Here is a 23,302-nt window from a genome sequence, read left to right on the forward strand (position 1 = left end):
TGCGGAATCTATTTCCTTAGCTTGAACCATTACCATGTATTTGCCTTCTTCTGTAGGCCTCCATATACAAGTAGTTTTATCAGAAAAATCCTGAATAGTATTCCATATACCACCACTACCTATAATAAATTTGTATTGAAGATTATCCTTTTTAAAATCTGCTTTTATATTAATCTCATCTTTAATTGTTCCAGGACTATCTTTATCAAATTTTATTCCTTGTTCAACCATATAGTATCACCTCTTCATTCTTGATACTCTCTATTTTACCATATTATGTAAATTATTGTTAGCCTATATACATGTTTATTATACATTTTTTATGAGCTAGAGTTAATAGTTAAATATAAAAAACATCAAAATATACTTATTACTTTGATGTTATTTATTTATCTCTATTATTTTTTTTAATTTCTCTATTAATCTTATTTCATCTTCTTTATTTCTCTTTTTGGGATTTGGAGTCTTTCCCCCACCCCGTCTTATTCTTTGAGAAATATGTCGCTCTTCTAATAACCTATCGATATTCTTATCTGTATAACTATATCCTTTAGGACTTAATACAAATGACTTCTTAGGCAAACACATAGCTGCCACTCCATAATCTTGAGTAATAACTATATCATTTTCAAATGTATTATTAACAACATGCATATCCACACTTTGAAACCCACTATCTACAACCCTAACAGTTGAATAATCACTACTTATATAGTGATTTATATCGCAAAAAATAAGTACTTCTATATTTTCAGACTTCGCTACTTTTTCAATAGCGGAGATGCTTGGGCAAGCATCTCCATCTATAATAATCTTCATATTATAATCTTTTTTCTAGTTCAGCCTTCATATCTTCATATCCTGGCTTACCTAATAATGCAAACATGTTCTTCTTGTATGCTTCAACACCTGGTTGATCAAATGGATTAACACCTAAAAGATATCCGCTAATTCCACAAGCTTTTTCAAAGAAGTAAACTAATTGTCCGAAATAATATGGTGACAATTCTGGTACATTGACAACCATATTAGGAACTCCACCATCATTATGTGCTATTAGTGTTCCTTGGAATGCCTTTTTATTAACAAAGTCCATATCCTTACCAGCTAAGAAGTTCAATCCATCTAAATTATCTTCAGTTTCTTCGATGAAGATTTTCTTACTTACATTTTCAACATTAATAACTGTTTCAATAAGATCTCTTCTACCTTCTTGTATGTATTGACCCATAGAGTGAAGATCAGTAGTAAAGTCAACTGCTGCTGGGAATAATCCCTTATTATCTTTTCCTTCTGATTCTCCGTATAATTGTTTCCACCATTCATTGAAATAATGTAATGCTGGTTCATAGTTCACAAGGATTTCTATAGTCTTACCTTTGTTATATAATGCATTTCTAGCTGCTGCATATTTATAACAATCATTTTCTTCTAAGTTAGGGTTTGAGTATACTTCTCTTGCATCAGCTGCACCCTTCATCATTTCATCTATATCAATTCCTGCTGCTGCTATTGGTAGCAATCCAACTGGAGTAAGAACTGAGAATCTTCCTCCTACATCATCAGGTATTACAAATGTTTCATAACCTTCTGCATCAGCTAAAGTTTTTAAAGCTCCCTTTGCTGCATCTGTTGTAGCAAATATTCTCTTCTTAGCTTCTTCTTTTCCATATTTCTTTTCCATGTATGATTTAAAAATTCTGAATGCTATAGCAGGTTCTGTAGTAGTACCAGATTTAGATATTACATTTACTGAAATATCTTTTCCATCAATAGCTTCTAAAAGATCACTCATATAAGTAGAGCTTATATTATTTCCTACATAGAAAATTTGTGGTGTCTTTCTCTTTGAAGAATCTAATGAATTTTGGAAATTATGTGTTAACATTTCTATAGCAGCTCTTGCTCCTAAGTATGATCCACCAATTCCTATTACTATAAGAGCATCTGAATCACTCTTAATCTTTTCTGCTGACTTCTTTATTCTTTCAAATTCTACCTTATCATAATTTACAGGAAGGTCAATCCACCCTAAAAAATCGTTTCCAGCACCTGTTTTGTTATGAAGTTTGTCATGAGCCGCTTTAACTAATTCTCCCATATAACTTACTTCATGCTCTTTTAAAACTGGAGCTGTTTTTGACAAATTAAATGTCAATGCTTTTTTCATAACTATTACCTCCGAATATTATTAATGGAAATTTACTCTTCCTATTATATCATAGTTATTGTAGATTTTTTAACCAATTCATTATTATTATCTAATTTTAACACTCATATTATTTATGTTGCACAAAAAACTATTTTTTTATGTTTAATTTATCAATCATAAAAAATGTTGCAAGTTATTCTAGGCAATAAAATACTTTACATACTTACTTTAAATCTTATTAGACATGAAAATGAACTATCTAAAATCTTATTTCACCATTTTAGATAGTTCATTATATTAATATTATTTTAATTGAAATTGTGTCTTTAATGTTAATGAATTTTTTATAAATGTGAAGTTTGCATTTGATCCATCTGAATTTACATATTCATACATAATAGATTCATTATCTTTTATCTTATCTTGAGACATTATTTGTCCTTCGCCCAAAATTTCTTTTACCTGTTCATAAGTCATTCCATTATTTATTTTATTAAACTTCTCCAATGTTATACCTGCATCCACAGACTTAAGTCTAATCTGTGCTTTTCCTACAACAATCCCATTTTGAACTGTTACATTTAAGTTACTTCCAGCATTTCCATCCCAAGAGTAAAGTGTTGTTTTAACTCCAGAAATCTCTGAAGACGATTTTTCTGTACCTTCACCTATTAAATTAACAACATCTTCGTACTTTTGTCCCATCTGAATCTTTAAAAAATTGTCATAATTTACTTCACTATCTTCAGTTCCTCCAGTGCTTTCAGCATTATCACTTTTACCTGAAGAATCTGTTTGATCAGTAGCAGTTTCAGAACTTACGCTGACGTCATTACCTTTATCTTTATCCTTACCTTTTTGACTTCCTATAGCAATACCTATTACTAACACAACAATTACCAAAATACACCATTTATTAAAAAATGGCTTTTTTTCTGATTTACTCACTTACATCCCATCCTTTTTTTACGTATAATACTATTTTACATCTTATTTCTTGGTTTGTAAATAAATAGGATATATTGAGTTTACTTGACATTTCCCTATAATTTCCATGTCGGTTTTTGTAGATATATTATTTACTTACTTCCTTTTCAAATCTATATAATAAAGATGCTATATTTTCTTGTGCAAGTTTCAAAGTAGGACGTGCTGCCTTCTCCCACTCTGAGCTATCATAAGAATTACAAACAGCCTTATAAGAATAAGCATTTTTAGCACACTCATTTAATATTTCAGTACAATATTGATCAAAACTATAATCAGAATATTTATCATAAGCATCACTGGTATTTACAAAAAATAAACTATTGTTTTTACTAATATATTTTTCATATTGTGAATGACTGCTTAATCCAGCTATCATATTTGATGCATGATGAGGTACATTTACATCTGTTAAAAAATGTATAGCACGCCCTAACTGTTCCATAGAATATGTTTTATTGGAATTGTAACTTTCCACAGCATTTCCCATATGTTCTTTAAACTTTGTCATCGCAGTTATTTTTGAGGCAGATAAAAATGCTGGCAAATAATTTTTATTTGTATATGGGTTGTAAAAATGATAAGCAAAAGCATAATCAGCTTCATCAGAATCAGGCTTATCACAATATTCTAATAATAATTTCTTATTATCATTATAAAAAATAACTGCATTACTGCCCTTGTCATTTTCTATAATTTTTAATGCTTGTCCAACAAATTGTTCATGAGAATCATTTGGTCCATTGCTAGATAAAGTTTTTGGTACATAATCTTGTGTATTAACTTCCTGTGCAGATACTGCTTGTCCAGCAGTAAAAATCATTATAACACTTGTTACAATAGTCAAAATTAGTTTCTTTGATTTTTTCATAAAACTCACCTTTCTTCAAATAATAAATTTAAATTTTCACATATATTAGTTCATTGTCTATTATTCTTATTTAATTTTACCCTTTATTTTACATACAATCAATCTTTTTACATAATTTTTACTTATAATATTTCAAAATTAAACAAAAAGTAGCTACGTCATATATTAACTTAATATAAAAACGTAACTACTTTATTATGTATTTCTACACATTATTTTTCTCTTTGAAATCTATTTATAATATGCCCAAGATTTTTACCTATACTCATTATAGTTACTAGGATCAATAAGAGCCAACCTACAAATGGAGAGAATGCTAAAAGCACGATTAGTACCAAGATTAACAAAGTTACCAATAACTTTAACAAAATACTATTTACACATTTTAAGCTAGCCACAAGTCCAAGTAACGAATTGCAAATAAAGAATGTATTTGCAATTTGTACAGTCCATTCCACAGTTATAAAATCATTATAAATAAGGAAAATAAGTAAACAGTGAAATGTAGTTAATAATATTAAAGCTCTTTTAGGAGATCTCTCTCCCTCATTTTTTCTTAAAAAAGCAGGAAGAGCTCCTTTTTCTGCTCTAGCTGCCATTTGTCTTGTTACAGCACCTAATATCATTATTAAAGTTGCAAAACACAAGCCTGCTGCTATAATTCCCATAATAATATAAGACCCTTCCCCGAATAAGGGAACAAGGATTAAACTTACATTAATATCTGTATCCTTTGTAATAACTTGTCCATTCATACTGTTCTGTAAAGCAAAAGTGGTCAGCATATATATAGAAATAACAGCAAATAAGCTAATTTTCATAGCCCGCATAAGCGTCTTCTCAGGATTAATTACATCTTCAACATAGTTTCCAATCACTTCCCAACCAATAATCGCCCAAAACAATAATAAAAGAGTTGATCCAAGTGTTGTAACCTGTGGTAAAGCATTTGGAAAAGTTATACTACTTTGATCTAATATATTAAAAATACTACTAATAATAAGAATAAATCCTGTCAATGAAGAAAGTATTAACGTCACTTTTCCCATTGCCGTTATTCCCATCATAAGTATAAATACATTAAGCAATAACAATACAAAAACCACAAAGATCTTATAGTTATTAGCTCCAGGAATAATATCACAAACAAATCCCGATGCTGTATACAAAACAGCTACTGGTCCAAAGCAAACTGCTGCTGTCAAATAATTTGAAGATAATTCACTAAAATTATGTCCTAGTTTTTCTCCTACTATTAAGTTTACTCCCTCATTACTTGAAGTTAGTATGCTCATTTTTGTAAATATGTAAGCAAATATAGCCCCCATAACCATAGTTATTATCCATGCTATTATGGCATTATCTCCAAGCATATGAATTGCAATAGGTGGTAAAAGTACAATACCTGATCCTAATATAGGCCCTATCATCAACCCACTTAGTGAAATTGTGTTTAATTTTTTATTCATATTTCTCCCCCTCGTTGTCATGTTTTTATTATATTAGGGGGAAATTCATTTGTAAAATTGAAATTATAGATATGTCTTATCGAAAATTTCGATTTACCTTTTAAGAATTTTTCGCAGTGAAATACTATAGCCAATTATACCTATAAAAGCTCCAATTATTCCATATTGTAATAACATTCTTTCATTTACTAATGTAGAATCTATACGATTAAATAAATCTGCGAAAACTATTAATTTATCATATAGAACCTCATATAAAGTAAACATCGATATACTACCTAATAGAGCCCCAATAATTCCTATAATTAATCCCTCCGTAATAAAAATCCATCGAACAAACCAATCAGTAGCTCCAATAGCTTTCATTACACTTATTTCATATTCCCTACAAAACATAGACATCTTAATTATAGTAATAATTAAAAATAATAAAACTCCTATTATTAAAACGAACATTGACACTCCAATTAACATTAATTCTTTCTCTGCAATTTCCTTAACTGAAAACATATATAATAAAAATAGTCTAACAATAAAGACAGCTATAGATATGCTAATCATTGAAGCAATTGTTGTTGTAATATTTCTCTTTAAACTCTTTATTGCATATTCGAAAAAATATTTTACTTTATAAGCCTTCATTCCATCCTCCCATTTTCAATTTATAAATTAAAAAAAGTGAAGTAAATTATTAATAATAGCGAATAAACTTTATGTTTAATTGCTAGTCTGCACTCATAATAAAAACTACATCTCAAATAATAATATCTTCACCTGTTATATTTCGTAATTTTTCAAGAGCAATTTCTATTGCATGTTTCTTTGTATCTACTATTGATATATCATTTTTTATTGGTGTCCACCGTTCATCCCATTCATCTTCAAACCATCTCAATATTTCAATACTAAATAGTCCATCAGTCCGTTTTATTATTTCCACTTTGTACTCTTTCTTTTTTGAAATAATTTCTTCAACAACCTCCACAATGCTATCCTTTCATATATTAAATAAATTACTTATAATATTTGGTTTCTAAATATTAAATATTCTCTATCTAATTAAAACTCTAATCATCTCATCTGTAATATCAACATCATTCTCATTGAATAGCTTTATTTTGTTAATATTAATAAAATTCACCTGTGTACTATTCGGAACCTTACAATATACTATATAATATTCTTGCTGTGGTATTTCAATTTTATACTCCTTGCCATCTAACTGTATGTTTGTATATGTAATTTTCATATCAGGATTTTTACCTAAAAGAATAATGTATTTTCCCTTGTTTGTTTCAATTATCCTATTTCTAAAATATCCACTGCCACGTTCTGTAAAATCAATTTTATATTTATTATTAAGACCTTTAGTTAGTGCTGCAAACCCAATTCTTTTATACAAAGTATATAAAGCAAACTTCTTATCATCTAATTTCAACTCCTGCTTGATGTCAGCATATGCATCATTTTGAGGATCTTGCTCAATACCTTTGCTTATGTTACTTAATGAATATTCAGGATTACCAAAATTCATTATAGAAATTTCTAATTGCTTTTTATCATCTGAAATTTTATATGAACTCAGATTTATTATGAATCCTATAAAAACAAATGCTAATAGAAATATTCCTCCCCAGAATAGCTTTTTCATAGTTCCCCCTTATTAATGCTTCAAATAATTTATACCAATTATATCATCATATATCACGAAGTTATATTGAAAACTACTAAATTACTAAGCATAATTCATATTAAGAATACTATTTCTTTTATTTTTTCAACATCCATAATCATATTTATTTAACTAAAAAAATCCCCATTGCTGAGAATTCTTTTTATCTTTTCTATTAAACTATACTTATCATTTTTTGTTATTCTTTTCATAACTATATTTGCTATTAAATGAATCAATTATTAATCCAATCAACATACCTACAATCATACCATTACTTATATTATCAAATGTTGATCCAAAACACATCCCAAGGGCCATCCCTATTGGCATATACTTCATTATATATTTAGCATCTTTATCTTTTTTAAACATTAAAGCACCTCTATTAATAAATAATACATTCAAAACACAATTTATATTATACCATTATATCCCACAACGTAGTATAAAAAACTTCACTCTATTAAACATAATTGATATTGTATCTACTTTTATAGCAATGAAAAGATAATACATATTCTCATTTGTATTCTAATAAGCAAAATAAAGTAGTGCATGACAACTAACTTTTTAGTTAAAAATCATACACTACTTCATTATCTTCAAATCTCTAAATTATTTTTACTAATTTTCAAAGGAAACTCGACTCGCATTCGCTCGCTGAGTAAGTTCGAGTAGCAAAATATAAAATTTTGACTCTCACTTATTCCCATTCTGTGGTGGAAAATAAGCAAAGGTTAATTTATCACGCTTTCCCTTGCTTTTATTATATATATTATATTAATAATATTGTATTTTTTCTGTTTATAAAAAATTATAAGTACGTTTTTAGTACGTTTTTCTCATTGTATAATTATTTTAAATCCTTTATAAGTTTTAATAAAGTTCCCTGTGATTTCTTTGCTTGTTCATTACCACCATCCTTTCTGCATAGTATAATTTTATATATAATATCAATCTTTTTGAAATGAACAAAGCTATAACAAACTAAATTGTAATAGCTTTCTAAAATAAATGTAGCCAAAGTAATTTTTAATTCCCGCTTAATAATCATGCAAATATCATAAAATAAAAATCCGGTAATCCCTTTTGTATGAGATTACCGGCATATTCATGTATTCCTTAATTTCTGAATTCTTTTAGTTTTTCTTTGCAATAAAATACATTAAGAGCAAATACTAACAAAGAAATACTGATAAATTGTGAGTTGTCTTTTGTTGAATTTACATACAATGATGAAGCCATCAATAGTATATTCAATGCAGAACTGAAAATTATTAATTTTTTATTTTGATCATTTACTTTAATATTGAAACCAATAAAATATTCTATAATACTGCATTTATGCTTTACAGTATTATATAAAACTTTACCATAATATATAATTACAACCAGATACATCACATTTAAAATATTAATCCATTTTAGAAACATATTTAATCACTCTACTTAATAAAAATTTAATCATATTGAGCTGTTATTTTATATACTTGAGCTGATGAAGGAGCTCCATAACAATGTATAGTGCATCCATATTCTGTCTCTGCTAACGCATTTTTTGTTTCACGTATTAATTCAATGCAAAGCCCTGCATTAATAGCACCTCCTGCAACAGCTATTCCACAAGATGCTAACCCAGCTAATATTCCAACAGCCCCACTTGCATCTCTTAAAGCTTCAAGATCATTTATTAACATATTTGAACCTGCTTTATCTAGGTTAGCAACAAATCCCCACCAAAACCAACGATAATTTGATGCATGACCGTTATATGATCTTTTTAATCCAGTATTAGTCTTGTCTATAATTATAGTTCCATCAAGGCTTTTTGTTGAATATAACTCTTTTGATTTTATTTTAGAGTTAACTTCATTCATAGCTTTAGAAAGTACCTTTAAATTTTCTTGTGGTATTACTTTTTCAGCATTTGAATGTATCTTGAAAGTTCCATCATTATTGCGAATTAAGTAGTTTTGTTCGATGATTTTAATTGCATCTTCATTACTCATTTTTAATATTGAATGTAGATTTGTACTAACTTCACTCGCTTTTACTGATGTTTGATTTGTTAAAATAACTGTACCAGATATAATAGTTGCTACCAATGTTGTTGAAATAACTTTTTTAATTGATGAATTCATTTTTCTAATCATCCCCCTTATTTTTCCACTTTTTTCACTTTAATAGTACACATTCGCTTAAGTAACTCTTATCAAATGTGTAAATTATTGCTAGCGAATACAATTATTATGTTACAATAACTTCCATGTTTTTGCAAGTCTTATTTTCTAATATATTAAATTTTTATACATCTGCATTATGCTATAATCTCAACAATTCACGCCATGTATATCTTCCTACAATTCCGTCTCCCTTTAAGCCTCGACTTTCTTGAAACCACTTAACTGCATTTCTAGTATTCTCTCCAAAAATACCATCCGGATCTTCTCCCACACATAATTGAATCCACCGAGTAATATTCCCCTTTGCTCCTTCCCTAACTGTAGGACATGCACTTAATGTAAGTTTACCAGGAATACCATCTTCATTAAGGGAATTTCCATTATAATCTCTAAATCTTTGTCTATTTAATTCGGCTTGTAATTGGCTATAGATATTATCATTACTAGTGGAACAATTATCTGTAGGTAATTGAGGTATATAATTACTATTACTTAGTAATATCCCATCAGTAAAGTTGTCCATATCCACATCTCCACTAATGCCTAAAGTATTACCATGTTCAGCATATTGGTGCCCTGCTACATTAGGAAAACCTGTCCACATAGGAGAACTAACCCCATAATGAGCTATCCATGCTGGCTGATTTTTAATTCTCGCATCTAATGTTTCAAGTCCAAAGAACCCCCCTGTATAGATCATTACATTTTGTCCACTAAGTTCTTTAAATCTACTTATAAATTCTAAACATCTATTTGTAACTTCAAATCCACTACGTTTATATTCGTTGGTTTCTACATCCAATACTGGCATAATATCATATTGTTTATATCTAATTGCATTCCAAAAATCCTCAGCTTGCTGAGTTGGGGTTGATTCATCTCTTTCACTCATGAAATGATAAAATCCTATATGCTTAATCCCAACATTTCTGGCACCATTATAATTTTGTTCTAAGTATGGATCTTGATATTGTATACCTTGTGTTGCTTTTATTATCACTGCTTCCACGCCATCATTTTTTACTGCATTAAAATTAATCCTGCTATATTGCCAATTATGCATAGAAATATCAATTTCTTTGAATGCATAAGCATTTTGAGACATAAAAAAAGCAGCTATAAAAGCTACTAATAAAATTGTTATATTCTTTTTAAATTTTTTCATTATCATACCTCCATAAAATAAATTAAAAAAGAGTAGTCGAAAACCACTCTTAAGCTTGTACAGTATTTACAGTAACAAGCTTTGAAGTATGATGATATTTATAACACGGATGAAGGTAATAACATTATAGATTTAGTGGATAGTATACTGATGTTCATAAAGGATTCCGTTTCATTGAAAGAGTTTAATTTAATAACTCAAATAGTGGAAGGTTTAGCCTATACAAAAGATTCTATCAAAGCTAACGGAACTATTAATATTAGACAGCTATCCAAGGAAATTAGTATTAGTAAGAAAATAATTAAAAGCAGATTAAAAAAGTTAAAAGAACTATTAGAAAAAGATAGAAAATTTTTCTTTAATTTTGTGAAATAAGTTGAAAATTTTACCCATTCAAAATTGGCCTAATCCCCCTCTAGAATAAGTATTTACAATGGTTCCACAAGTGTCAATATATGTAATAAAAATTCTATTTATATAATAGTACCAGCAGTTATTTAAATCCTTGCCAGCAAGGTGTAAGTAATATTCCGTCATTCGATAACTACTATGTCCTAGCAGTCTTTTAAGAGTATAAATATCGCCACCTTCTCTTAGGAATAGTGTAGCAAAGGTATGACGGAATAGATGTAATGAATATCTAAATACACCTCTCCTTTTAGCATACTTAGTTATACCCATTTGCAAGGTAGTTCTTGGTATTCTCTCTCCGTAAGAAGTACAGAATAAATAGTCATTTGATTTACCACCTCTGACTTGTAAGTATTCAACTAAAACCTTGTGTAACACATTACTAATTGGTACTTGTCTGTTTTTTTATTCTTTGTATGAGAAAGATTTATCAACCCCTCTTTTAAATCTACGTTACTTATTTTTAACTCTCTTAACTCTAATGCCCTTATACCCGTACCTAATAAAAAATTTATTATAGCCCAATTTCTAAACTCTGCAAATCTGTTGGTAGTATCCTTTTCAGAAGGTTTTTCAAGTAATAATTTCAATTCCTCTTCTATGTATATATCTTTAAATACTTCTTGATGTTTAACATAGGAATACGGGAACCTTTCAATGTAACCTAATTCCATTCCGTAAGATAGCATTGGGGTAAGTTTTCTAATATAACTATTAACTGTAATGTCTTTAACTTTTCTTACCTGTTTTATGTGTACCTTGAAATCCTCATAAGTATAAGCGGTAAAGTCTTGACAATAAAGTTCCTCCGATACACCTTCATATTGTAAATATTCATAGAAATACTTTAAAATATTCTTGTATCCATTGGTGGTATGATGTGAAACACCATTTGCTTCACACCTTTTAAAACACATCTCACATAAGTCCTTAAATAACATCCCTTGTTTGTTAACCATTCCAATTTTATAACCTTTTGGTTTAGTTTTAACGATTTTGTAACCCTCCGAAAGTATTAAATTTGAGTTACAAAGTAGTCAAAAACATAAAAATAAAGTAGGCTTTGACATACGGAATTTTACCCTAAAATCAAAACCTACTTTGCAGTACATTAGCAGTACCAAACTATTATAAACACTTGATTTATCACAAACTCACTTATTCCCATTCAATAGTTGCAGGTGGCTTAGAAGTTACATCATAAACAATTCTGTTTACTCCTGGAACTTCATTAACTATCCTTCTACTAACAAGATCAAGCACTTCATATGGAATTCTTGCCCATTCAGAAGTCATTGCATCACTTGATGTTACGGCTCTTAAAGCTACCGTATGACAGTAAGTTCTTTCATCTCCCATAACTCCAACTGACTTTATGTTTGGTAAACAAGCAAAGTATTGCCATATGCTTTCATCTAGTCCAGCATTAGCTATTTCATCTCTAAAGATAGCATCTGCTTCTCTTACTATTTCAAGCTTTTCTTCAGTTATTTCTCCAAGAACTCTTATTGCAAGCCCTGGTCCTGGGAATGGCTGTCTCCATACTAACTTATGAGGTATTCCAAGTTCTTCTCCTACTGCTCTTACTTCATCTTTAAATAACTCTCTTAAAGGTTCTATAAGATCAAACTTCATGTCTTCAGGAAGTCCTCCAACATTGTGGTGAGACTTAATTGTAGCTGATGTGTTAGTTCCACTTTCAACTATGTCTGGATAAATTGTTCCTTGTACTAAGTAATCAATTTCCCCAACCTTATTAGCCTCTTCTTCAAATACTCTAATAAATTCTTCTCCTATAATCTTTCTCTTAGTTTCAGGATCTGAAACTCCAGCAAGCTTACCTAAGAATCTATCTTCAGCATTTACTCTTATTATGTTCATATCAAATTCTTTTTTGAATACTCTTTCAACTGTATCTCCTTCATCTTTTCTTAAAAGACCGTGATCTACGAAGATACATGTTAAGTTGTGACCTATTGCCTTATGTACTATCATAGCTGCAACTGATGAATCTACTCCACCTGATAAAGCACAAAGAACCTTTTTATCTCCAACTAAGTCCTTAATTTCCTTTATCTTTTCTTCAGCAAAGTGAGCCATAGTCCATTCATTTCCTAACTCACATATGTTATGAAGGAAGTTTTGAAGCATCTTTTGCCCAAATGGTGTATGTTCAACTTCTGGGTGGAATTGTACACCATATAATTTCTTTTCTTCATTTTCCATAGCAGCAACTGGACATACATCTGTGTTAGCTACTATTTTAAATCCTGCTGGAGCTTCTGATATATAATCAGTATGACTCATCCAGCATATACCTTCTTCTTCTATCCCTTGGAAGAGTCTTGAAGAAGAATCTAGCTTAATTGAAGTTTTTCCGTATTCTCTAACTGGTGCAGTTTCAACTTTTCCACCTAGTAAATAAGACATTAATTGATCTCCATAGCAGATACCAAGAACTGGCACTCCTAATTCAAAAATTCCTTTATCCACCCTTGGAGTATCTTCACCATAAACACTGTTTGGTCCGCCTGTAAATATTATTCCCTTAGGGTTTTTAGCTTTTATTTGATCTAGTGTATAAGTATATGGGATTATTTCACAATAAACTCCACATTCTCTTACTCTTCTAGCAATTAATTGATTATATTGACCGCCAAAGTCAACTACTAGGACTAATTCTTTCTTCATGTTACCCTCCAATAATCTTTCTATTAATTATTATATTTTACACTAAGTTATTGACTAACACTATAGTTTGGAGCTTCCTTAGTTATATTTATATCATGAGGATGACTTTCTCTAAGTCCAGCTGAAGTTTGAACAACAAATGTAGCTGTTTGATATAAAGTTTCAAAATTCTTTGATCCAAGGTAACCCATACCTGATCTTATTCCTCCAAGAAGTTGGAATATAGTATCAGCAACATATCCTTTATATGCTATTCTTCCTTCAACGCCTTCTGGTACAAGCTTTTTATTTCCTTCTTGGAAATATCTATCTTTAGAACCACAAGCCATAGCTGCTAATGAACCCATTCCTCTATATACTTTATAGCTTCTTCCTTGATATATTTCTATTTCACCTGGAGCTTCATCACAACCTGCAAGTAATGACCCCATCATAACTCCACAAGCCCCTGCAGCCATCGCCTTAACTATATCTCCTGAATATTTAATACCACCATCTGCAATCACTGGAACTCCATATTTTCTTCCTACCTCTACACAATCCATAACAGCTGTTAATTGAGGAACTCCAACTCCAGCAACTACTCTTGTTGTACATATTGAACCAGGTCCTATACCTACCTTTACGCAGTCTGCTCCAGCTTTAATTAAATCTTCTGCCGCTTCTGCTGTTGCAATATTACCTGCTATAATTTGAAGTTCTGGATATGCAGATTTAATTTTAGAAACTGCCTCTAAAACTCCTTTAGAATGACCATGAGCAGTATCAAGTGTAATTACATCTACCTTAGCTTTTACTAAAGCCTCAACTCTTTCCATCATGTTATCTGTTACACCTACAGCAGCACCACAAAGTAATCTTCCTTGAGAATCTTTAGCTGCATTTGGGAATGTTCTAGTTTTCTCTATATCTTTAATAGTTATTAATCCTTTTAATACTCCATCTTTATCAACTAAAGGAAGCTTTTCAATTTTATGCTTCTTTAATAATTCTTTAGCTTGTTCAATTGTTGTGTTTTCAGGTGCAGTAACTAAATTTTCCTTAGTCATTACATCTCCAATTTTCTTTGTAAAATCTGTTTCAAATGTAGTATCTCTATTAGTTAAGATACCAACTAACTTACCATCAACAGTTATTGGAACTCCTGATATTCTATATTGAGCCATAAGATTTTCTGCATCTTGTAAAGTTTGTTCTGGAGAAAGGAATATAGGATCTGTAATTACTCCATTTTCTTGTCTCTTAACCCTATCTACTTCTCTAGCTTGTTCTTCTATTGTCATATTCTTATGTATAATTCCGATTCCGCCTTCTCTAGCTATTGCAATAGCCATTGTAGATTCCGTTACTGTATCCATTCCAGCACTTATTAGCGGTATATTTAACTTAATTTTCTTAGTTAGATTAGTTGCAAGTGTTACCTCTCTTGGTAATATCTCTGATTTATTTGGTACTAGTAATACGTCATCGAAAGTGTATGCTTGTTTTAATATTCTTGCCATTTTTAATATCCTCCCTCAATTTATGATTAATTTAATTCATTTCTAATTCAAAGTGCAAGATTTATTTCATTTTCTTGCCTAATTTTGAGTACAAAAAAAGCACATTAACTTACTATAAAGTGAAGTTAATATGCCTATATAACAAGAATATATAAGTATATCAAATTCACCCATAGTCGGAAATTTACGGCTTCCGGTAGATACTCCCTGCCATATTCAGGGGATATACGAGCTTAAAATGTGCCTGTTACTAAATTAAACTTATTATAATGTATCATATTGCTAAAGTCAATAGAATTGAAAGTAAAATTGCATTTTTATTTTATGAAATAACACCATTATCATCTAGCGTGAAATTATAGCCTCCTAATAATAATTCTTTCATCTTACCATATGTCGTAGTATTAGATATACTTTTAATTCTAGTAAAGTCAATAAGATCATTTTCATTTGAGGAACCATTAATTGTACTCTTAATTTTGCCAAAAGTATCATTTGTACTTATAGCAGAGCTTGCTTTTATATTATATGTATCTACAGCTAATACTACCTGCCTTACTTCTTCCAATGCCTTTGTTTTCTTTGCCTCTTTTATGTATCCTGCAACTTTGGGAGTAAATACACTAAATAATATTGCTATTATAGCTATAACCGCTATTGTTTCAACTAAAGTAAATCCATTAACATTTTTCTCTATGTATTTATGTTTATTTTTCACCAGTTCATCCTCCTTAAAGCTATAATCTTTCTTTATCTATAGATTCTAGCCAATTTACGAAGGATTTATAATTTTGTCTATAAAAAAATCCAAGATATATTTAATTAGTTTTATATCCTGGATCAAAGTAAATATTAAATTTTGAACTATTCATCAATCGATGGTATGATGATTTTAGCTTTAAAAAGATCTCCATCAATTTTTATACTAAGCTCTCCCCCCTGAATTTCCAGTATGCTTTTAGCAATAGAAAGCCCTAGACCTGTACCTTCAGTACTTCTCGATTTATCTCCTCTTTTAAATCTCTCAAATATCTCTTCACTCTCAAAATCCATTTCATAAGAAGATGTATTTTTCATAGTGATAACTATTTTACCATCCTCTTCTTTTAATGAAATATATACTCGAGTTCCTGGCTGAGAATATTTTAATATATTATTTATAAGATTTTCAAATACCCTCCAAGTCTTTTTTCCATCTAAATTAGCATAAACCTTTTCTTCAGGAAACTTTAGCCTAAATGTTAATTCTGAATTATTAATTGCTTCATCAAATTCTCCCAATGTCTGCTTTAAAAGTGAAGTCACCTCTAACTTTTCTATTTCAAGATCTACAGCACCGCTTGCCATCTTAGAAGCTTCAAATAAATCATCTATAATTACCTTAAGTCTCTGAGATTTCCTATCCAATACATTTATGTATCTATCTGCCTCTTCATTAGATATCCCCTCTTTTTTTAATAATCCTACATAGTTAATAATAGATGTTAATGGAGTTTTTAAATCGTGCGATACATTTGTTATAAGCTCAGATTTGAGCCTTTCGCTCTTCATCTCACTTTTAAGAGCTTCTTTAACTCCAGCCTTCATATTATTGATATTATTAGCTATCTTTAAAAGCTCGCCTCTTCCTTTTTCCTCTATAGTGTAATTAAGATTTCCTAACACTATTTCTTCTGTGCCCTTTGCAATTCCAATGACAAATCTACCTATCTTAAAAATATAGTAAATCATGAATATCATGTAAAATAATATATATGATATTGCTATGACTATTACAAACCCTTCTCTTGAATTTTTTATACATGCAAAAACACCTAATGTGATTAATCCAAGTAGCAAAGTAAGTGTAGTCATGATTTTAGTTTTAAACTTAATACTTTGGAACTTAGAATTTTCTCTAATTCTACTTAATAATTTATTAACTAAACATTTTTTAATCCCTATTCTAAATTCATTTCTATTTCCTTTAAAATATATTATCTGTTTTACATTAATAACTAAATATAATATATACACTGCTACAATAGTAAGTATATAAACTTGCCCAAACCTATAAGGCTTACTAAAGAACACCACTTTATTTATATATTTCATCATTATAAACATATAAATTATAAATATAATTAATTGTATATCTAGGGGTACTTTTCTATACCACTTTTCTATGTTTTTTAAGATTGCTACATATTCATTGTTTTTCTTCAATATCAATATTAGTAAAGGAAGTCCTATTAATAATGATACAATTCCGATTACAATTTCTTTATGCAGTCTTTCTTTTACAGAATTATAATAATTATAATTTTTATATATGAAACTATTTTTATCAATATCCTTAGATACAACAAAATAAATTTTTTTATTATTTGCTTCTGCCCACATATTTATATAGGTCATTTTATCAAACTCCTTAACTTCATAAGGAAATTTAATACTATACAAAGCCGTCTTTTCAATATACTCATCTATATCTGAAATATTTTCTATATTGGTATCTATGACATTATTTTTACTATCTGCAATATAATATTTTATTATACTCTTGTCTTCTACCGCTCTTTTAATATTCTCATAATCTCTATTTTTATAAGCTACTATCTCTTTTTTAAAATCCTCGATAGTTTTAGAATTTTCTAATTTTATTTCATTAAGTTCTTTATCTCTTGCCTCTGTTAGTCTTTTAACCTCATTCTTATTATCTTGCTGTGCAGCATTTATTATCTCATATTTATACTTGCCGTTTATTTCATCTTCCCTATTGCTTAAATCAGTATCATACAATGTTTTAGATAATGTTAATTCACTATTTGTGACCTTATCATCAGTTGATTTTAGTGAATAATCCTTATATATTTCATTAAGATTTTTTATATTATAAAAATAACTAACTAAATCATGTTGAAATTGTGAACTAGTAAAATAAACATCTGATTTTAAATACTCTTTATTTTTTATTAAATCATTTGCTGTCAGCAATGAAATACCAAGAATATAAATTAATATAACAAAAGCTATTCCAACTGTATATTTATTTTTCAATTTTATAGCCAATTCCCCACACCACCTTTAAATATTTTGGTTCTCTTGGGTTAATTTCAATCTTCTCTCTTATTCTCCTTATATGAACTGATACAGTATTTTCAGAATTATGAAATGGTTCATCCCACACCCTTTCATATATCTCTTCAATAGAAAATACTCTTCCCCTATTAGTCATTAAAAGCTCTAATATTTTATATTCTAATGATGTTAGGCTCTTTTCCTTTCCGTCCACTATTACCATCTTTGAACTTTTGTTTAATATAAGTCCTCTTACATTTACCTCATCATCAACCTGTTCATCGTATTGACCTAAGCTTGTATATCTTCTTAATTGGGATTTAACTCTAGCTACTAATTCCATTGGATTAAATGGTTTTGTAATATAATCATCAGCACCTATATTAAGACCTAATATTTTATCAGTATCCTCTGATTTTGCTGAAAGCATTATTATAGGAATGTTTTTGCTTTCTCTAATTTTAAATGTAGCTTTAATTCCATCCATCTTAGGCATCATTAAATCCATTAATATAAGGTGTATCTCTTCTAATTCAACCACCCTCAATGCTTCTATCCCATCTGCTGCATGAAATACTTTTATCCCCTCATTTTTCAAATATATTTCAACAGCTTCTCGTATTTCATATTCATCGTCTACCATTAGAACATTAAATTTTGTCATAATACTCCCCCTCTTCCCCTATTATACATGCTGGTTAGAGAACCTTCCAATTAACTTTTCTTCATAAAAAATGCAAACGCCTCCTTCTTAAAACCATTTGTCTTTTCTACATTCCTTATATTTCTAATATGATAAAGCCTCCCATTATAATCCTTTGCTTGATTGTCACATACATAGGCAAAATCATAACTTCCTTCCTTTACCCATTTCATAAACACATAAGTATGTGTTGGAATTCCATCCTTATTCCCGTCACTATCTGTGGTAAAGCATATATCTCCAGGCTTTAATTCTTCATAATTGCTATGTTTTTTCCACCCATCTTCCTTTAACATTTTTAAAACTTCTGATACCTTTTTTGTTTCATTTGGCACCATAAAGTTATTTTCCCTCAATAATTCTGCTAAAAAATAGACACAAGTATTAGAGGAATTACCTTTATTTCGTTTTACCGCCTTGGAATATATATACTTACGATTCTCATTACTTTGAAGAAAATTAAATATTTTTTCATCAAGGTTATGACTTCTGTCTTCTGTGCAAATTTTACTACCTATTATTGCTTTTATTACTAAAATTACAACTACAACACTTATTATAAAAATCATTATCTTTATCACATCCTTCTCCCCTCACTCCTCTTGCTACAACTAATTATACAAGTTACTTTTTACAAAAAACTTTCCATAATTCTTTCAAATTTATGAAGAAAAACAAAAAAATCTCGTAATGAAATTTTTCATTACGAGATTTTTAGTATTAAAAATTCTTTTTAGTACATTCCTTCCATTCCTGGAGCTCCACCTGGCATTGGAGTTTCCTTTTGTGGAATATCAGCAACAGCTGCTTCTGTTGTTAAGAATGTTGATGCTACTGATGCTGCATTTTGAAGTGCTGATCTTGTTACCTTAGTTGGATCAACTATACCAGCTTTTATCATATTCTTATAATCTCCATATAATGCGTCGTATCCCATACCAGCTTCACTATTCTTAACTTTTTCTATTATAACAGAACCTTCAACTCCTGCATTTGCAGCTATTTGTCTCATTGGCTCTTCTAAAGCTCTAACGATTATATTTATACCAACTTGTGCATCTGGAACATCTGATGTTAATTTTGCAACTTCATTTATTACATTAACATATGCTGTTCCACCACCTGGTACAATACCTTCCTCTACTGCTGCTTTTGTTGCATTTAAAGCATCTTCAATTCTAAGTTTTCTTTCTTTAAGTTCAGTTTCTGTAGCTGCACCAACTTTGATTACTGCAACTCCACCAGAAAGCTTTGCTAATCTTTCTTGTAATTTTTCTTTATCAAATTCTGAAGTTGTTTCTTCAATTTGATTCTTAATTAAGCCAACTCTTTCTTTAATAGCTGCTGAACTTCCTTTACCATTTACGATAGTTGTATTATCCTTAGTAACCTTAACACTATCTGCTTGGCCTAACATCTCGATAGTTACTTCTTTAAGATCTCTTCCTAGTTCTTCAGATATTACTTCTCCACCAGTTAAAATAGCTATATCTTGAAGCATTTCTTTTCTTCTATCACCAAAGCCTGGAGCTTTTACAGCAACACAAGTAAATGTTCCTCTTAACTTATTAACTACAAGAGTAGCCATAGCTTCTCCTTCAATATCTTCAGCTATAATTAATAACTTCTTACCTGATTGAACTATTTGTTCTAGTATTGGTAGTATTTCTTGTATATTTGAAATTTTCTTATCAGTTATTAAAATGTATGGATTATCTAAAGAAGCTTCCATCTTTTCCATATCTGTTGACATATAAGGTGATACATATCCTCTATCAAATTGCATACCTTCAACTACGTCTAATTCAGTTCCCATTGATTTAGATTCTTCGATAGTAATTACACCTTCATTACCAACCTTCTCCATAGCATCAGCAATTAACTTACCAATTTCCTCATCTGCTGCTGAGATAGCTGCAACTCTAGCTATGTCTTCTTTACCTGCTACTGGTTTTGAAATTCCTTGAATTTCTTCAACTGCTTTTTCAACAGCCTTTCTTATACCATTTCTAATTAATATTGGATTAGCTCCTGCTGTTACATTTTTAAGACCTTCTCTTATAATAGCTTGTGCTAAAAGAGTAGCTGTTGTAGTTCCATCTCCAGCAACATCATTTGTCTTAGTAGCAACTTCTTTTACAAGTTGTGCTCCCATATTTTCATATGGATCTTCTAACTCTATTTCTCTAGCTATAGAAACACCGTCATTTGTTATTAGTGGTGCTCCAAACTTTTTATCTAATACTACATTTCTTCCCTTAGGTCCTAATGTAACTTTTACTGTATCAGCTAATTTATCTACCCCTATTTGCATAGATCTTCTTGCATCTTCACCAAATTTTAATGTTTTTGCCATCTCTATTACCTCCTATTCAACTATCGCTAAAATATCTTCTTGTTTTAAAATAGTATACTCTTCTCCAGAAACTTTAACTTCTGTACCTGCATACTTTGAATATAAAACTTTATCTCCAACTTTTACTTCCATTTCAACCCTCTTACCGTCTACAACAGCTCCAGGTCCTACTGCAACTACTTCTGCTTCTTGTGGTCTTTCCTTAGCTGTACCTGTTAGTACTATTCCGCTTTTAGTAGTTTCTTCTGCCTCTAATTTCTTAATTACTACTCTTTCTCCAAGTGGTTTGATATTCATTGAAAAACCTCCTTAATATTTATATAATTTTATTTTCTTCTGTCCTTTTCTTAATCTAATTAAATTAAGATTATAAAAATAGTTCTATAGAACTACTACATAAAAACTTGTATTAGCACTCACTCTTAATGAGTGCTAATACAATTATAATATATCCTGTATCCATATTATTCAAATATTCTTTTTTATATTATCTCGCCATTAATGGCCATTACTCAAAACTATTATTGTATTTCTTTGTTTTACTCATATTTTCTTGATTTTTCACATGTCCTATTTTTTATTAATTCTTTCTAAGTTAATATCTATATAATCATTAATAATATCATTTGATAAAACAGTCTTCTTTCTAGCATTGACATTTATCTTATTAAATATACCTTTCGCTTTCTGATACGGTACTACTGCCCCAGCGCCATTAATACACCCCCCCTCACACATCATTCCTTCAATAAAGTTTCCATTAAGTCTGCCTATATTAGTAAGCTTCATAACCTTTTTTATCTCTGCTCCGCCTGAAACTTTTATAGCATTAAATTCAACATCTATACCGCTTTCTTTCATATAATTTTCAATAGCTGCGGTCAATCCTCCTGATGCTCCAAAACCACGGCCAAATATAGAAGCATCATCAACCACTTCTTCACTACATTTCTCAACATCTATCTCAAAGGCATCAAAAAGAGCAACCAACTCCTCAAATGTTAACACATAATCCACCGCATCTTTAATATCCTCCTTAACAGCCTCCCCCTTTTTGGCTGTACATGGTCCTATAAATACAACTTTTCCATCCGGATGATTTTTTTTAATATATCTTCCTGTAGCTATCATTGGCGATACAGTACCTGATATATTACCTATTTCACTAGGAAATATTTTTTCAATATAATTCAGAAAAGCTGGACAACATGAATTAGTCATGTATGATTGTTCTTTTCCCATCCTATTTACAAACTCGACGCCTTCATGAACAGTAACAGCATCAGCACCGCAAGCTACTTCATACATATCCCTGAATCCTATCCTCTTAATTGCATTTTTAATTTGCCCATAGGATACCTTCATTCCAAATTGTCCTGTTATTGCTGGCGCAACTACTGCATATATCCTTTCCTTATTACTTAAAGCTTTTGCAACCGGAACGATTAAGCTTTTATCTGATATAGCACCAAATGGGCATGCTGACATACAAGCTCCACAATTAACACACTTTTCTTCCTTTATAATAGCCCTTCTATTTTCATGATTTACATCCAGTGCACCTGTAGGACATACCCTTTTACAAGGCCTCATAACTTCAGAAATAGCATCATAAGGACAAACTTTTTGACACATGCCACATTCCTTGCAAAGTTCCTGATTAATATAAGCCCTTCCTGCAACATAACTTATTGCTCCAAAGTTGCAAGCTTTTTGACATCTATGCGCTATACAATTTCTACATGAATCAGTTACACTATATTTATTTATTGGACATTTATCACAAGCAGCTTCAATGACATATATTATCTGCTCATCTGGAGTTATATCTATAAAATCCTCATCAATCGTATCTCCATTGGCCAAGAAGCCAGAAGCCAATTTTGCCCTCTCCAGAACTATAGCTCTTTCTTTATAAACACAGCACCTATACATAGCTGTATCTCCCTTTATAACTTCGTAAGGAATTTTTTCAATCTCATCCTTTGTTAGCTTGTCCTCTTTTGCTAACTTAGCTACCTCTGTAAGCACCTCATGCTTCAACTTATCTAATTGAGTTTCAAATTGGAACATAACT

25 protein-coding genes and 1 riboswitch are annotated in these 23,302 nt (G+C 30.2%); of the genes, 1 reads left to right on the forward strand and 24 read right to left on the reverse strand.

The features are described 5' to 3' along the window. The 13 genes from FAY47_RS20960 to FAY47_RS11345 form a co-directional block, all read right to left on the reverse strand. Positions 1-231: triple tyrosine motif-containing protein (locus tag FAY47_RS20960; RefSeq protein ID WP_279232057.1), on the reverse strand; the 231-nt coding region annotated here is incomplete at its 3' end. Positions 232-381: 150 nt separating this feature from the next. Beyond that, positions 382-819 carry a YaiI/YqxD family protein gene (locus tag FAY47_RS11290; protein WP_143316819.1) on the reverse strand — a complete coding sequence of 146 codons (438 nt, stop codon included), beginning with the start codon at positions 817-819 and terminating at the stop codon, positions 382-384. A gap of 1 nt (position 820) precedes the next feature. Further along, positions 821-2,170: a glucose-6-phosphate isomerase gene (locus FAY47_RS11295; RefSeq protein ID WP_143316820.1), complete on the reverse strand. Its 1,350-nt coding sequence runs from the start codon at positions 2,168-2,170 to the stop codon at positions 821-823. Between the two features lie 285 nt (positions 2,171-2,455). Beyond that, positions 2,456-3,100 (reverse strand): DUF3862 domain-containing protein, encoded by a 645-nt coding sequence (locus FAY47_RS11300; protein WP_143316821.1) that lies wholly within the window; start codon positions 3,098-3,100, stop codon positions 2,456-2,458. Positions 3,101-3,227: 127 nt separating this feature from the next. Then, positions 3,228-4,010 carry a zinc dependent phospholipase C family protein gene (locus FAY47_RS11305; protein ID WP_143316822.1) on the reverse strand — a complete coding sequence of 261 codons (783 nt, stop codon included), beginning with the start codon at positions 4,008-4,010 and terminating at the stop codon, positions 3,228-3,230. A gap of 212 nt (positions 4,011-4,222) precedes the next feature. Then, the gene (locus tag FAY47_RS11310) at positions 4,223-5,479 is read right to left on the reverse strand and encodes an APC family permease (protein WP_143316823.1); all 1,257 of its coding nucleotides are present in this window, start codon (positions 5,477-5,479) and stop codon (positions 4,223-4,225) included. A 93-nt stretch (positions 5,480-5,572) separates the two neighbouring features. Continuing rightward, complete coding sequence (locus tag FAY47_RS11315; RefSeq protein WP_143316824.1) at positions 5,573-6,121, reverse strand: FtsX-like permease family protein; 549 nt, start codon at positions 6,119-6,121, stop codon at positions 5,573-5,575. Between the two features lie 112 nt (positions 6,122-6,233). Next, on the reverse strand, positions 6,234-6,464 hold the full coding sequence (locus tag FAY47_RS11320) for a hypothetical protein (protein WP_207706237.1): 231 nt from the start codon (positions 6,462-6,464) through the stop codon (positions 6,234-6,236). Positions 6,465-6,530: 66 nt separating this feature from the next. Then, positions 6,531-7,130 (reverse strand): hypothetical protein, encoded by a 600-nt coding sequence (locus FAY47_RS11325; RefSeq protein ID WP_143316826.1) that lies wholly within the window; start codon positions 7,128-7,130, stop codon positions 6,531-6,533. Between the two features lie 210 nt (positions 7,131-7,340). Then, positions 7,341-7,526 carry a hypothetical protein gene (locus FAY47_RS11330; RefSeq protein ID WP_143316827.1) on the reverse strand — a complete coding sequence of 62 codons (186 nt, stop codon included), beginning with the start codon at positions 7,524-7,526 and terminating at the stop codon, positions 7,341-7,343. A gap of 481 nt (positions 7,527-8,007) precedes the next feature. After that, positions 8,008-8,208: a hypothetical protein gene (locus FAY47_RS20635; protein ID WP_143316828.1), complete on the reverse strand. Its 201-nt coding sequence runs from the start codon at positions 8,206-8,208 to the stop codon at positions 8,008-8,010. Between the two features lie 406 nt (positions 8,209-8,614). Then, a complete protein-coding gene (locus tag FAY47_RS11340; protein ID WP_143316829.1) occupies positions 8,615-9,307 on the reverse strand; it encodes a hypothetical protein in 693 nt (230 codons plus the stop codon). 169 nt (positions 9,308-9,476) lie between these two features. Further along, positions 9,477-10,502 carry a GH25 family lysozyme gene (locus FAY47_RS11345; RefSeq protein ID WP_143316830.1) on the reverse strand — a complete coding sequence of 342 codons (1,026 nt, stop codon included), beginning with the start codon at positions 10,500-10,502 and terminating at the stop codon, positions 9,477-9,479. An 81-nt stretch (positions 10,503-10,583) separates the two neighbouring features. On the opposite strand from FAY47_RS11345, the gene FAY47_RS11350 reads away from it, so the two are divergent. After that, positions 10,584-10,877 carry a hypothetical protein gene (locus tag FAY47_RS11350; protein WP_143316831.1) on the forward strand — a complete coding sequence of 98 codons (294 nt, stop codon included), beginning with the start codon at positions 10,584-10,586 and terminating at the stop codon, positions 10,875-10,877. 18 nt (positions 10,878-10,895) lie between these two features. Here the strand turns inward: FAY47_RS11350 and FAY47_RS11355 are convergent, their stop codons facing one another. The 11 genes from FAY47_RS11355 to FAY47_RS11405 form a co-directional block, all read right to left on the reverse strand. Then, complete coding sequence (locus FAY47_RS11355) at positions 10,896-11,291, reverse strand: tyrosine-type recombinase/integrase (RefSeq protein WP_185966807.1); 396 nt, start codon at positions 11,289-11,291, stop codon at positions 10,896-10,898. Beyond that, on the reverse strand, positions 11,273-11,872 hold the full coding sequence (locus FAY47_RS11360) for a phage integrase SAM-like domain-containing protein (RefSeq protein WP_143316833.1): 600 nt from the start codon (positions 11,870-11,872) through the stop codon (positions 11,273-11,275). The genes FAY47_RS11355 and FAY47_RS11360 overlap by 19 nt, the downstream gene beginning before the upstream one ends. Positions 11,873-12,071: 199 nt before the next feature. Continuing rightward, a complete protein-coding gene (gene guaA / locus FAY47_RS11365) occupies positions 12,072-13,604 on the reverse strand; it encodes a glutamine-hydrolyzing GMP synthase (protein WP_143316834.1) in 1,533 nt (510 codons plus the stop codon). Positions 13,605-13,651: 47 nt separating this feature from the next. Further along, positions 13,652-15,106 carry an IMP dehydrogenase gene (gene guaB / locus FAY47_RS11370; RefSeq protein WP_143316835.1) on the reverse strand — a complete coding sequence of 485 codons (1,455 nt, stop codon included), beginning with the start codon at positions 15,104-15,106 and terminating at the stop codon, positions 13,652-13,654. Positions 15,107-15,259: 153 nt separating this feature from the next. Further along, a riboswitch (purine riboswitch) is annotated at positions 15,260-15,357 on the reverse strand. Between the two features lie 71 nt (positions 15,358-15,428). Next, positions 15,429-15,824, reverse strand: a complete 396-nt coding sequence (locus tag FAY47_RS11375; RefSeq protein WP_243129606.1) for a prepilin-type N-terminal cleavage/methylation domain-containing protein — start codon at positions 15,822-15,824, stop codon at positions 15,429-15,431. A 146-nt stretch (positions 15,825-15,970) separates the two neighbouring features. Beyond that, positions 15,971-18,157: a HAMP domain-containing sensor histidine kinase gene (locus FAY47_RS11380; RefSeq protein WP_143316837.1), complete on the reverse strand. Its 2,187-nt coding sequence runs from the start codon at positions 18,155-18,157 to the stop codon at positions 15,971-15,973. Then, positions 18,135-18,830 carry a response regulator transcription factor gene (locus FAY47_RS11385; protein ID WP_143316838.1) on the reverse strand — a complete coding sequence of 232 codons (696 nt, stop codon included), beginning with the start codon at positions 18,828-18,830 and terminating at the stop codon, positions 18,135-18,137. The genes FAY47_RS11380 and FAY47_RS11385 overlap by 23 nt, the downstream gene beginning before the upstream one ends. A 50-nt stretch (positions 18,831-18,880) precedes the next feature. After that, a complete protein-coding gene (locus FAY47_RS11390; RefSeq protein WP_143316839.1) occupies positions 18,881-19,450 on the reverse strand; it encodes a hypothetical protein in 570 nt (189 codons plus the stop codon). Between the two features lie 152 nt (positions 19,451-19,602). Beyond that, the gene (gene groL, locus FAY47_RS11395; RefSeq protein ID WP_143316840.1) at positions 19,603-21,225 is read right to left on the reverse strand and encodes a chaperonin GroEL; all 1,623 of its coding nucleotides are present in this window, start codon (positions 21,223-21,225) and stop codon (positions 19,603-19,605) included. A gap of 12 nt (positions 21,226-21,237) precedes the next feature. Beyond that, positions 21,238-21,522: a co-chaperone GroES gene (groES, locus tag FAY47_RS11400; RefSeq protein WP_143316841.1), complete on the reverse strand. Its 285-nt coding sequence runs from the start codon at positions 21,520-21,522 to the stop codon at positions 21,238-21,240. Between the two features lie 273 nt (positions 21,523-21,795). Further along, positions 21,796-23,298: a 4Fe-4S dicluster domain-containing protein gene (locus tag FAY47_RS11405; protein ID WP_143316842.1), complete on the reverse strand. Its 1,503-nt coding sequence runs from the start codon at positions 23,296-23,298 to the stop codon at positions 21,796-21,798. Between the last annotated feature and the right edge of the window lie 4 nt (positions 23,299-23,302).

The sequence above is a fragment of the Clostridium sp. HBUAS56017 genome, assembly GCF_007115085.1.
Classification (GTDB): domain Bacteria; phylum Bacillota; class Clostridia; order Clostridiales; family Clostridiaceae; genus Clostridium; species Clostridium cibarium.